Origin of the sequence: Marivita hallyeonensis, assembly GCF_900129875.1 — a bacterium.
Classification (GTDB): domain Bacteria; phylum Pseudomonadota; class Alphaproteobacteria; order Rhodobacterales; family Rhodobacteraceae; genus Marivita; species Marivita hallyeonensis.
The window spans coordinates 209,576-220,994 of record NZ_FQXC01000005.1 but is presented as its reverse complement, the minus strand read 5'-3'; the positions used below and the strand labels follow the sequence as shown (position 1 = coordinate 220,994).

The window sequence follows — 11,419 nt, the reverse complement described above, 5'->3', positions numbered from 1 at the left end:
AGCGTGGATCGATCACGTTTCAGAACCGAAGGTTTCCCAATGACGTCTCGTCCGAACACCGTGCGTGCCGCCGACCACCTCGTTGACCAGTTGGTGGCGCAAGGAATTGATACCGCCTTCGGTGTGCCCGGGGAAAGCTACCTGCCGGTTCTTGACGCGCTGCACGGACGAGACGACCAGATCCGCTTCGTCACCTGTCGTCAGGAAGGCGGTGCGACGATGGCGGCGGACGCCTATGCGCGGCTAAGCGGGCGTCCGGGTGTTTGCTTTGTCACGCGCGGACCCGGCGCGACGAACGCAAGCGCCGGGGTGCATGTCGCTTTTCAGGACTCCACGCCGTTGGTCCTTTTCATCGGACAGGTTGCCCGCAACATGGTTGAGCGCGAGGCGTTTCAGGAAATCGACTACCGCCGAATGTTCGGCCAGATGGCAAAATGGGTGGCCGAAATCGATGACGCATCGCGGTTGCAGGAATACATCAGCCGTGCATTTCGCACCGCGCTTTCGGGGCGGCCGGGCCCGGTGGTGCTCTCTTTGCCGGAAGACATGTTGTACGACGATCTGTCGCCGCCGAAACCAGCCGCACGCGCAGAAACACCGCGGTTTGGACCGGATTTGCAGGCGCTTGATGATCTGAAAGACAAGATCGCAGCTGCGCAAAGTCCGCTTGTCATCGCTGGTGGAGGAGGCTGGACGTCACAAGGCATTAACGCGCTTCGATCTTTCGCGGAAACCCAAGGGCTGCCGGTTGCGGTTTCTCTTCGGTCTCAGGGAGTGATGAACAATGACCACCCGAATTACGTGGGGCATTTCGGCATCGGATCGACGCCCTATTTGGCGCAGGCGCTGAAGACGACGGACCTGTTGATCGCCATCGGCCCGCGGCTGGGTGAAATGACGACGGGTGGCTACACATTGCTCACCCCGCCTGTGCCGGACGTCGATCTGGTCCATGTCTTTCCGCAGGCCGAGGAACTCGGGCGCGTATTCGAACCAACTCTGTCGTTTGTGGCAGACACGGAAACCTTTTGCCAGAGCGTCGCGGCTTGGGAGCCGATTGCGCCAGAGCGGTTCGCCGCTACCCTGTCCACCTTGCGCGCGGACTACGAGACGTTCAACAACCCGACCTCGGTCGATGGTGATCCGCTCGCCCCGTTTTTTGCACGTCTCGCCTCGAACCTGCCGGATGACGCGATCCTCTGTAACGGTGCCGGAAACTACGCGGCCTGGCTGCACCGGTTTTATCGCTACCGCGCCCCGGGGTCACAACTTGCGCCGACTTCAGGATCCATGGGCTATGGCCTTCCAGCCGCCATCGGCGCAGCCACGTTTGCCCCGAACCGAGAAGTCTTTGCCATTGCCGGGGATGGGTGTCTCATGATGACCTGTCAGGAACTCGCCACAGCTGTGCACCACAAGCTCAACCTGACCGTCATCGTTATCAACAACAGCCGGTATGGAACCATTCGGGCGCATCAAGAGCGGGAGTTCCCGAACCGGATTTCCGGTACCGACCTGACCAATCCGGACTTCTGCGCCTTTGCCAAGTCCTTTGGGGCAGAGGCCTACCGAACTCCGGACATTGATGCCTTCAAAGACGCGTTGTCCGACGCGCGAGGACGACCCGGAGTGAAATTGATCGAGGTCCCGATGGACCCTAAACTCCTATCGCCGGGGAAATGGCTGTCTTAGGGACCGGGTGCGCCTCAGGCGGATTCCAAAATCAGGTCAGACGCCTTTTCGCCGATCATGATGGCAGGAGCATTGGTGTTGCCCGACACGATCTCGGGCATGATCGAACAGTCGGCCACACGCAGACCGCCGATCCCGTGCACGCGCAGTTGCGCATCCACCACAGAGCGCGCGTCCTGCCCCATCTTGCATGTCCCGGTCGGGTGATAGATCGACGCACTGTTGTTGCGCGCCCAGTCGAGTGTCCCGGTGTCGTCGTCAAGATCAAGCTCTGCGGTCGGGCGGAACTCCTCTGATATTTTCGACGTCAAAGGCGCGTGACGCGCAATACGGCGGGCGATCTTCACGGCTTCGGTGATAGTCCGGCAGTCCGTCTCGGTCGAAAGATAGCGAGGATGGATCTTCGGGTAGGTCCGCGGATTCGGACCGTCGAGCGTGATCTCACCCCGGCTTTCGGGCCGAAGCTGGCACACCGACATGGTGAAGGCAGAGAACGGATGCACCCCTTCCCCTGGGCTGTCCGCAGACCACGGTTGAACGTGGAATTGAATGTCCGGTGTCTCCACGTCCTCGCGCGTTTTGAGGAAACCGGTGGCAAGACTGGCGGCCATGGTCATCGGCCCTGATCGGAACAGCGCGTATTTCAACGCGATCCGCGCCTGATCGACAAGACTGCGCACTTCGTCATTCAGCGTGGGTTCGTTGCATTTGAAAACGAGACGCGCCTGCAAATGGTCCTGCAGGTTTTGTCCGACACCCGTCAGCTCGTGAACCGGCTCCACGCCTTGCGCCTTCAGGTGTTCGGGATTGCCGACGCCAGACAGCATCAACAAATGTGGAGAATTCAACGCGCCGCCCGACAGGATGACTTCCTGTCTCGCCTTGACGATCTGTTCCGTCCCCGACGCATCGAGATACGCAACGCCAACGGCGCGCTTGCCCTCGAAAAGCACGCGGCTCGCCAGGGCCCGGGTTTCGATGTGCAAATTCGGGCGCGACTTGACCGGATTGAGATAGGCCACCGCCGCGCTGCACCGCCGCCCGTTGCGGGTGGTCAGTTGGAAGTACCCAACGCCTTCCTGTTCCGCCCCGTTGTAATCGGGGTTGAAGGGATACCCCGCCGCCTGTGCCGCCGCGACCCAGGCATCGCAGATCGCTCTCTGAATGCGCATGTCAGACACGGATAACGGTCCCTTGTCGCCATGGAATTCGTCGGCACCGCGCTCGTTGTTCTCGGCTCGCTTGAATAGTGGCAACACGTCGTCCCAGCCCCAGCCAGGATTGCCCATTTGCCTCCAGCGGTCGTAATCCTGAGGCTGCCCGCGCACGTAGAGCAACCCGTTGAGCGAAGACGACCCGCCAAGCACTTTGCCGCGTGGCCAATCGATGGAGCGTCCGTTCAGCCCCGGATCCGGTTCGGTCTTGTAGCACCAGTCGACCGTCGGGTTGTGCATGGTTTTGAAGTAACCAACGGGGATGTGGATCCACGGATTCCGATCAGGCGGGCCCGCTTCGAGCAGGACAACCTTGGTCTTCGGATCCGTGCTCAGGCGATTGGCGATCACGCAGCCCGCCGAGCCCGCGCCCACGATCACATAGTCTGCGTCCACCGATGGAATCCTCCCTGACGAAAAAAACTCTATGCAGAACGAAAATCCCCTTCTAGTCTTTTTTGAAAACAAACGTCTCAAAAATTGCTCAAAGGGAGGATTGCAATGAAGATCAGGGATCGTATCAAGGGAATCTCACGCCGGGATTTCTTCCGCATTGCGGGGACTTACGGCATGAGTTCCACACTGTTGGCTGCGGGCACATTTGGAGGAGTGATGACCGCCGCCAACCTCGCGAAAGCGGCGGAATCGACCTACAACAAGCGCTTCTCCAAAGAAGCCAAACACACGCTCAAGTTTGGCGCGGCGGGATTCAACCCGCAAAACCTGCTGATCGAACGGGCGGGCTGTCTCGAATTCGCACGCGATCTCGAAGAGCGCACGGACGGTGAGATCCGCATCGAATTCATCGGCAACAACCAGATTTGCGGTCAGCTTTCCTGCGTCGAGAAAGCCCAGCAGGGCATCATCGACCTTTACGCTGCCTCGACGCAGAACTCGGCCGGCGGTGCGCCGTACCTGAACGTGCTCGACTACGCCTATATGTTCCGGACGCGTGCGGATCAGTACTACTTCATGTACAGCCCGGAATCCCAGCGCATCCTGCGCGATCCATTCGAACAGCGTCACGGCCTGAAGTTCCTGTTCACCCATGCCGAACTGCGCGGGATCATGATGGGTCAGAACTTTGCCGACAAACCGACGGTGACCACCCTCGAAGAGATCATGGGCACCAAGAACCGTGTGACCGGCACTCAGCTTGGCCGGATCGCGATGGAGGCTCTGAACCTCAACCCGGTTCCGGTTGCATGGGAAGAAACGCTTGATGGTCTGAAGCAAGGTCTGATCGACGGCGCGGAAACATGGGCGTCTGCGGTGGCTTATGCCAACATGTCGCCGGTGGTCAGCCAATGTGTGGACCTGCGTTTCTTCTGTGGTACGGAACATACGGCGATGCGTGCCGAGACGTTCGACGGGCTGGGCGGAGACTTGCAGGACGCGGTCATGGAATCCTCGTACCTTACGCAGGTTCATGTACAGGCGGCGAACGAAGCGGCGCTGGTGAACACAGTCGGCTTCTCGACCCCGCAACTGCCGGATACTATCTTTGCCCAGAACGACGTGCGCGTCGCAAATCTCAGCGATGCAGAGGTCCGCAAGGCCGAAGAGATGTGTTCGCCCGAGTTCCAGCCGCAACTGTGGGAGCAGTGGCGCGAGCGGATCAACGGCTGGGCGGGTGGCATCGACACCTACCAAGACATCTACAACGAGGTCCGCAACAATCCGCACACCCTGGCCGAAAACGTCGAACCACGTCGCTGGTGGAGAGGCTAACGCCGCGCGGTTATCGTGACACCGGAACAGCCCCGCACGGTCGGGGCTGTTTTGTCTAACAATATCGAGATCGGGAAAACCCGACACAGTCAGATTATGGGAGGAAGGGCCGATGGAGATCTGGTCTGATCTGAGCGCCTTGATCAGCGCTTTTGCGAGCCAGGATTCGTGGACAATCCGTCAGGCATTGTCACCAAATACAGTCTACATCTTCTGCGCAGTGTTCCTGATTTTGAGTGGTCTGGCCCTGTCGTGGGTGTACCACCACTTTCCACTCATCGAACGCTATTTCGAACGCACAGTGATGATCACCTGCTACCTTGCGATCGCTGGGATCATTTTCTGGGGAGTGATCGACCGGTTCGTCTTTTCGAACCAACAACCGTGGTCGACCACCATTCCTCCGTTCCTTTTTATGATCATGGCATGGTTCGGGGCGGCATATAACGTCCGCGTCAGAACGCATCTCAGCTTTTCCGAATTCAGAACGCGCATGGCACGCGGTGGACAATTGCTCTGCCTCTGGCTTGATTTCTTCCTGTGGTTCGGCTTCGCCCTGATCTTCCTCGTGACGACATTGCGGGTGGTGGCGCTTTCCGCTTCAAATTTCCAGATCGTCCTTGGCACCGATAACACCATGCAGTGGTGGTTCATCCTTGGAGCGCCGCTGGCCGCGACCCTGATGGCAGCACGCGCGGTAGAGAACATTCAGGATGACGTGAAAAACTACCGCGAGGGCAAACCCCTTATACAGCAAGCCGTGATCGGGGGGGACACCTGATGACCGACGGAACCTTGATTACACTCATCTCGCTGGGCGTGACGTTTTTGTTCATGCTCGGCGTCCCGGTTCTTCTGGTGATCGCCTACTGGGTCATCGGATGTTCCTTTGTCCTTGGTCTGACCCTCGACAACATGGGCGCGGAACTTCTCAACGTGTTCAACAAGGGCTTCGCGCTCCTTGCGATGCCGCTCTTCATCCTGACCGGAGACCTCATCAACAAGTCGGGGATTGCGCGACGGCTGTCCGACTTCGCCTACGCCTGCCTGGGTTGGTTGCGAGGCGGTCTGGCCATGGCATCACTTGGCGCGTGCGGTCTTTTCGCGGCGATCTCTGGATCGAACTCGGCCACAACCGCGACGATCGGTTCGATGCTACACCCTGAAATGGTCAAGGGCGGCTACGACGAACGTTTCTCGGCGGCGACGGCTGCGGCCGGTGGCACCGTTGGGATCATCATCCCGCCGTCGATCATCTTCATTGTCTACGGCTTCCTGATGAACCTGCCGATCTCGGACCTGTTCGTCGCGGGCATCCTGCCCGGTGCGCTCATGGTTGTTGGCATGCAGGTCGCCTGCTGGATCATCTGCCGCATCAACGGCTGGGGCTATCTGATCCCGTTGCAACTCAACCGGGTTCTCAAAACCGCCTTCGGCGCATGGCTTGGCTTCTTCGCCATCGGACTTGTGCTCTGGGGCATCTATACCGGCAAGTTTTCCCCGACCGAGGCTGCGGGTGTCACCGTCGGCTTCTGCATCATCGCGGGTCTTCTGTCCTGGGCCGTGACCAAGGCGCTGCGTCTGAAGTCCGAGAAAACCTGGGAAGAAAAGAGCTACGGCGAAATGATCGTGGTGGAGGGGTTCACGCTCTGGCAAATCCCGGGGATCACCATGCGGTCGGCCGAGATCACAGGCATTCTTGCACCTCTGATCGCGATATCCGTTGTCATGCAGCAGATCCTCTCGCTTCTCGGTGCGCAACAGGTTATCGGCGATTTCGTGACTTCGATGGGCGGCTACTACGCCGTGCTCTTCACCGCGATGGTGATCGTCTTCTTCTCGGGCATGGTGCTCGAGTCTCTTCCCGTGACGATCATCCTTGCCCCCATCCTTGCACCGATTGCAGCAAGCGTGGGCGTGGACCCGATCCATTTCTCTGTGATCTTCCTCGTCGGAGCGTCCATCGGGTTCATCACCCCACCCTACGGGCTCAATCTGTATGTGGCCTCGGGCGTGACCGGCGTGCCGTATTTCCGACTGCTGCGCTACACGGTGCCCTACCTTGTCGCGTTGATCAGTGTTTGGATCCTGGTGTCATTGACACCGGAACTCGCCCTCTTCCTGCTACCGGACCGATAAGGATGTAGTGATGCCGGATGATCACGCCGTTTCGGCGAAAGGTCATATTCCCACGAATTTGCGCCTCCTCCTGATATTGGAGGAGGTCGCAAGCGCGGGAGTTGCGGTGTCTCCTTCGGCGCTGGCCGATGCCCTTGATCTTCCGAAACCCACTGTTCACCGGCTTCTGGTAACGGCAGAGGAACAGGGGTTCTTGCAGCGCGACGTCGATGGTCGCTCCTTTGGCCCGGGCAAACGTCTGCGACGACTGGCGGCCAACACGTTATCCTCACAGCGCATCCGGACGGAGCGCCTTCTGATCATGCGCGCTTTGGCGCAGGAGGTTGGCGAGACCTGCAACCTGGCCGCGCCGGGCCGCGAGGGCATGGTCTACCTCGATCGCGTGGACACCCACTGGCCGCTGCGCATCGAACTCCCGGTTGGCACGCAAGTCCCGTTTCACTGCACGGCGAGCGGCAAGATGTACCTGTCCTCGCTACGCAACGACCGCCTCGACCGCATCCTCGCATCGTTAAGCTTCGACCGGCAGACTGAGAAAACACTGACGGACCCGGACCAGTTGCGCGAGGAACTCCACCTGACCCGCGCGCGGGGCTATTCGACAGACAACGAGGAATTCATGGAAGGCATGGCCGCCGTCTGCGTGCCGATCACCGACAACCGCGGGCGATTGCTGACCACACTCTCAATCCACGCCCCGCTACAGCGGCATAACAAAGAGAGCCTAGAGCAAATGCTCCCCCAACTCCGCCAAGCAGCACAACGCCTGTCCGAGTTGATCGACGCTGAGTGACTGCGGGAAGTTCAAAAAGGCTGGCAACTCGGGCAAGTTTTTGGTTCGGCCGCCGAATACTCGACACGCAAAGTACGGCCGGTTTCAGAAGTCGACCTTAGCCGCCAATGAACCACCCCCTCTGGCGCACCTCCTCGGTATGGGCGCCAAGAAGTGGCGCGGATTTGGTGAGGGCGAGGTCGGCGTCGCTGAAGGTAATGGGGGTACGGACGCCTGGGATGCCTTCGGGAGTGATCTGCATCTCGCGGTGAGCGATCTGGGGATCGGAGAAGACCTCTTCGACCGTGTTGATCGGCGATGCGGGCACTTTCTGTCCTTTCAATGCCGCGAGCAGGTCGGACTTCGTCCAACTGGCTGTCTCATTTTTCAGAAGCGGCACCAAGAGCTCGCGGTTTTTGACACGGCCTGCGTTGGTTTCATAGTCGGGAACGGTGGCAAGGTCCTGTCGGCCAAGCACCTCGCATAGACCCTGAAACTGGCGATCGTTGCCCGCCGCGATGATGATATCGCCGTCGGAGACCGGGAACACCTCGTAGGGTACGATGTTTGGATGCTGGTTTCCCATTCGTTTGGGCGACTGACCCGTTGCAAGAAAGTTCATCGCCTGATTGGCCAAAGAGCCGGTGCCGGCATCCAAAAGGCTCATGTCGATATGCTGGCCTTTTCCGGTCTTTTCGCGCGCGGTCAACGCAGCTTGGATCGCGATGACGGAATAGAGCCCGGTGTAGATGTCTGTCACGGCAACGCCGACTTTCTGCGGCTCGCCGTTGGGATCGCCGGTGATCGACATGAGACCCGACATGCCTTGAACAAGGTAGTCGTATCCCGCTCGGTCAGCGTAGGGGCCGGTCTGTCCGAACCCCGTGATTGAACAATACACCAATCGCGGGTTTGCGTTGGACAAGCTGGCATAGTCCAGACCGTATTTCGCGAGCCCGCCCACCTTGAAGTTCTCGATCAACACATCCGCGTCGCGGGCGAGATCGGTCACGAATGCCCTGCCCTCTTCCGTCGCAAGGTCCGCCGTGACAGAGTACTTACCCCGGTTGCAGCTGTAGAAATACGCGGCGGACGGCGCATCCTCGCCCTCGCGTTCGATGAACGGGGGGCCCCAGCTGCGCGTATCGTCGCCTTTGGGGCTTTCGACCTTGATAACGGTTGCGCCAAGGTCAGCCAGCGTCTGTCCGACAATTGGCCCGGCAAGGATGCGGGCCAATTCGAGAACCTTGAGACCTTCGAGCGGTGCCGGCATCAGAAAAACGCCTGCAGTCCCGTTTGCGCACGACCAAGGATCAACGCATGCACATCATGCGTGCCTTCGTAGGTGTTCACCGTTTCGAGGTTCTGCGCGTGGCGCATGACATGGTATTCGGCCATGATGCCATTGCCACCATGCATGTCGCGCGCGTGACGGGCGATGTCCAACGCCTTGCCGCAATTGTTGCGCTTGATCAGGCTGATGGCCTCTGGCGCGGCAGTGCCCGCGTCAAGCATCCGACCCACCTGCAATGCCGCCTGCAAACCGAGTGTGATCTCGGTCTGCATATCGGCGAGCTTCTTCTGGAACAATTGCGTCTGTGCCAGCGGGCGACCGAATTGCGTCCGGTCCAGACCATATTGACGCGCACGATGCCAACAATCCTCGGCTGCGCCCATCACGCCCCAGGCGATGCCATAGCGCGCGCGATTGAGGCAGCCGAACGGACCCTTCAGGCCCTCAACACCGGGAAGCAGAGCGTCTTCGCCGACTTCCACGTTGTCCATCACGATCTCACCCGTGATGGACGCGCGAAGGGACAGCTTGCCATTGATCTTCGGTGCAGAGAGGCCCTTCATCCCTTTGTCGAGAACAAAACCCCGGATCTTGCCGCCGTGCGCGTCAGACTTGGCCCAGACGACGAACACATCCGCAATCGGGCTGTTCGAGATCCACATTTTCGCACCGTTCAGAACATAGCCGCCGTCCGTTTTGCGCGCGACGGTCTTCATGCCCGCGGGATCGGACCCGGCATCGGGTTCGGTCAGGCCAAAGCACCCGATCAACGTACCGGCCGCCAGTCCGGGCAGGTATTTCCGACGTTGCTCTTCGGTGCCGTAGGCGTGGATCGGGTACATGACGAGAGAGCTTTGCACGCTCATCATCGACCGGAAGCCGCTGTCGATCCGTTCAACCTCGCGCGCGACAAGGCCGTAGCTCACATAGCCCGCGCCCAGCCCGCCGAAGTCTTCGGGGATGGTCACGCCGAGCAGACCCATCTCGCCCATCTCCGCAAAGATCTCGGGCGCAACGCCTTCGTTCAGATACATGTCGGACACCCGCGGCAGCAGCTTGTCCGTCGCATAAGCAGCAGCGCTGTCTGCGATCATGCGCTCTTCTTCTTCAAGCGCAGCCCGCAGGTGAAGCGGGTCTTCCCAGTCGAATTTCGCAAGCGATGGGCCGTGGCCCGAGTGTGATGCATCAAGCATTTGGCATCTCCTTTTTCATGTCGTACGCCGCTTCAGCTCCGGCGATGTGCCCGAGGACCGTTGCGGCCAGAAGTCCGTTTCCTGAAAGATATCCGCTGTCGCCTGATCCCGAGACGCCCACAGCAGCCCCACCCGCCGCAAACAGGTTCGGGAAAACGCCGCCGCTCTTGCGGATGACCCGCGCGGTGTCATCAATCTTGAGCCCCCCTTGCGTGTGAAACAAGGCGCCGGTCACCTTGACCGCGCAATACGGTGATCGAAGCGGGGGGGCAGAAAATTGGCGTCCGAACACGTCTTCTCCATCCGTCGGAAGCGCGTTTAGCGTCGTTGCCAGCGCGTCTTCCGGCAGGTTGGTAACGTTTGCGAGGTCTGCAAGCGTCTCTGCGGTACGGATCGCACCGACGGCCTCAGCGTCCTTGAAATCCTGGAATTGGCGCGCGATGGCCGCGATACGGCTGTCAAAAATCGTCCAAGCAACGCTATCTGGCTGGGCCAGAACTGCGCGTGCGGCTTCGGAATAGCCCTGGCTCTCGTCCCAGAAGCGCCCTCCCCTCAGGTTCACCTGCACCCCGCCTTGCGTGATCACCGCCCAGGTGATCAGTATGCCCTGCGGATGCGCGACATTTCCGTGGCCCTGATACGCGCTCAGATGCAGCGTTTCCGCGCCCAGCGCGTCGCCCCAGGTGACGGCATCGCCTTGATTAAAGTCATGGCCGAACCAAACTGCATTTTCGATCTCAGGCATGTACTCGCGGACCATGTCGCGGTTCCCGCCGAACCCGTTGCACGCGAGGATCAGCGCGCTGCACCCCAAGGTTTCCGTGCCGGTCGGGCTTTCCAACTGGATGCCCAGGATACGGTCGCCTTCGACAAAAAGCGACGTTGCGCGGCGATTGCAGATGATATCGATCCCCTGCGCTTCGCAGGCGCTTCGCAATCGGTCGACCAACTCGCGTCCGGCGCGGGTGGGAAGTCCATGCATGCGGCGGCGGGAATGGCCGGGATAGTCGAAATCGGTCACCACCGAGAAGGGAAGATCGAACCGGTCCGCCAGCCATTCGATCACATCCCCCGAACGATCGGCAAGCAAATCGACCAAGGCCTGTGGATTCTCGCCCTTCGCCTTCTTCTGGATGTCCTGAGCAAACAGACGAGCATTGTCGTCGATCCCGGCGTCGATTTGAAATCGCGTTCCGGCGGCAGGGATGAGCCCCGCAGACAACGCGGTTGACCCCGAAGGTGCCGCATCCGCCTCGACCACCAGCACCTCTGCACCGGCATCCGTTGCGGAAAGAGCGGCCACCAAGCCACATGCACCCGCGCCGACGATTAAGATCGGCACGTCAAGATCGAAACCAGTCGATGGGGGCGGCAAAACGGGCAT

9 protein-coding genes are annotated in these 11,419 nt (G+C 60.0%); 5 read left to right on the top strand and 4 right to left on the bottom strand.

What is annotated here, in order from left to right:
• Positions 1-39 precede the first annotated feature (39 nt).
• Complete coding sequence (locus tag BUA42_RS17220; RefSeq protein ID WP_072779564.1) at positions 40-1,692, top strand: thiamine pyrophosphate-dependent enzyme; 1,653 nt, start codon at positions 40-42, stop codon at positions 1,690-1,692.
• Positions 1,693-1,706: 14 nt separating this feature from the next.
• Here the strand turns inward: BUA42_RS17220 and BUA42_RS17215 are convergent, their stop codons facing one another.
• Entirely contained in the window at positions 1,707-3,302 is a 1,596-nt protein-coding gene (locus BUA42_RS17215; protein WP_072779563.1) for a GMC family oxidoreductase, read from the bottom strand.
• Between the two features lie 105 nt (positions 3,303-3,407).
• Between BUA42_RS17215 and BUA42_RS17210 the strand changes: the two genes are divergently transcribed.
• From BUA42_RS17210 to BUA42_RS17195, 4 genes are all read left to right on the top strand, one after another.
• Complete coding sequence (locus tag BUA42_RS17210; RefSeq protein ID WP_072779562.1) at positions 3,408-4,637, top strand: TRAP transporter substrate-binding protein; 1,230 nt, start codon at positions 3,408-3,410, stop codon at positions 4,635-4,637.
• Between the two features lie 112 nt (positions 4,638-4,749).
• Positions 4,750-5,418, top strand: coding sequence for a TRAP transporter small permease (locus tag BUA42_RS17205; RefSeq protein WP_072779561.1), 669 nt, complete (start codon positions 4,750-4,752; stop codon positions 5,416-5,418).
• Positions 5,418-6,776, top strand: a complete 1,359-nt coding sequence (locus BUA42_RS17200) for a TRAP transporter large permease (RefSeq protein WP_072779560.1) — start codon at positions 5,418-5,420, stop codon at positions 6,774-6,776. Before BUA42_RS17205 ends, BUA42_RS17200 begins: the two co-directional genes overlap by 1 nt.
• A gap of 10 nt (positions 6,777-6,786) precedes the next feature.
• Positions 6,787-7,569: an IclR family transcriptional regulator gene (locus tag BUA42_RS17195; RefSeq protein WP_072779559.1), complete on the top strand. Its 783-nt coding sequence runs from the start codon at positions 6,787-6,789 to the stop codon at positions 7,567-7,569.
• Between the two features lie 97 nt (positions 7,570-7,666).
• Here the strand turns inward: BUA42_RS17195 and BUA42_RS17190 are convergent, their stop codons facing one another.
• Genes BUA42_RS17190 through BUA42_RS17180 form a run of 3 tightly spaced genes read right to left on the bottom strand, consistent with a single transcriptional unit; the run spans position 7,667 to position 11,419 of the window.
• The gene (locus BUA42_RS17190) at positions 7,667-8,821 is read right to left on the bottom strand and encodes a CaiB/BaiF CoA transferase family protein (protein ID WP_072779558.1); all 1,155 of its coding nucleotides are present in this window, start codon (positions 8,819-8,821) and stop codon (positions 7,667-7,669) included.
• Positions 8,821-10,035, bottom strand: a complete 1,215-nt coding sequence (locus BUA42_RS17185; RefSeq protein ID WP_072779557.1) for an acyl-CoA dehydrogenase — start codon at positions 10,033-10,035, stop codon at positions 8,821-8,823. The genes BUA42_RS17190 and BUA42_RS17185 overlap by 1 nt, the downstream gene beginning before the upstream one ends.
• Positions 10,028-11,419 carry an FAD-dependent oxidoreductase gene (locus BUA42_RS17180; RefSeq protein WP_072779556.1) on the bottom strand — a complete coding sequence of 464 codons (1,392 nt, stop codon included), beginning with the start codon at positions 11,417-11,419 and terminating at the stop codon, positions 10,028-10,030. Before BUA42_RS17180 ends, BUA42_RS17185 begins: the two co-directional genes overlap by 8 nt.

Bases quoted from the DNA above. Each gene is read 5' to 3' on its own strand.
- BUA42_RS17220 (WP_072779564.1), top strand. From the start codon at position 40: ATGACGTCTCGTCCGAACACCGTGCGTGCCGCCGACCACCTCGTTGAC.
- BUA42_RS17210 (WP_072779562.1), top strand. From the start codon at position 3,408: ATGAAGATCAGGGATCGTATCAAGGGAATCTCACGCCGGGATTTCTTC.
- BUA42_RS17205 (WP_072779561.1), top strand. From the start codon at position 4,750: ATGGAGATCTGGTCTGATCTGAGCGCCTTGATCAGCGCTTTTGCGAGC.
- BUA42_RS17200 (WP_072779560.1), top strand. From the start codon at position 5,418: ATGACCGACGGAACCTTGATTACACTCATCTCGCTGGGCGTGACGTTT.
- BUA42_RS17195 (WP_072779559.1), top strand. From the start codon at position 6,787: ATGCCGGATGATCACGCCGTTTCGGCGAAAGGTCATATTCCCACGAAT.
- BUA42_RS17190 (WP_072779558.1), bottom strand. From the start codon at position 8,821: ATGCCGGCACCGCTCGAAGGTCTCAAGGTTCTCGAATTGGCCCGCATC.
- BUA42_RS17185 (WP_072779557.1), bottom strand. From the start codon at position 10,035: ATGCTTGATGCATCACACTCGGGCCACGGCCCATCGCTTGCGAAATTC.
- BUA42_RS17180 (WP_072779556.1), bottom strand. From the start codon at position 11,419: ATGCCCGTTTTGCCGCCCCCATCGACTGGTTTCGATCTTGACGTGCCG.